At 70.8% G+C, this 407-nt stretch carries 1 protein-coding gene; it reads right to left on the bottom strand.

Annotated features, from left to right (window positions below):
- On the bottom strand, positions 1-407 hold a 407-nt coding region (locus A9K58_RS18815; protein ID WP_475282748.1), incomplete at both ends, for an ApeI family dehydratase.

The raw sequence follows: 407 nt of genomic DNA, 5'->3' as shown, positions 1-407 counted from the left end.
CCGTGGCTGGAGGTATAGCGGAAGGCCAACACGTTGCGTGCGGCATCCCAGTCCAGCTGCAGGGTCAACTCATCGCCGGGGCGGGCCACGTGCTGGAACTTCACCGCGTCCATGCGCAGGAACGCGCGCGGCATCGCAAATGCCTGGCGGCCGAAACGCATCGCCCAGTCCAACTGCGCAACACCGGGCAGGATCGCCGCCTGCGGGAAGTGGCCCTGGAACGGCCGCAGCGCCGGGTCGAGGGTCATGCGCAGCGTGGCGCTGGCGGCGTCGCGGCGGTCCCAGACCGGCACCGGCATCAGTGGCTGGAACAGCGCCGCCAATGCCGCCTGGGTCACCTTGCCCTGCGCGTTGATCGGCAACGCCTGCACCAGGCGCCAACGGCGCGGCCGGGTCACCGCGTCATG

The organism is Stenotrophomonas maltophilia, assembly GCF_001676385.1.
GTDB classification, from domain to species: Bacteria; Pseudomonadota; Gammaproteobacteria; order Xanthomonadales; family Xanthomonadaceae; genus Stenotrophomonas; species Stenotrophomonas maltophilia_J.
This window is presented reverse-complemented; position numbering and strand designations above follow the sequence as displayed.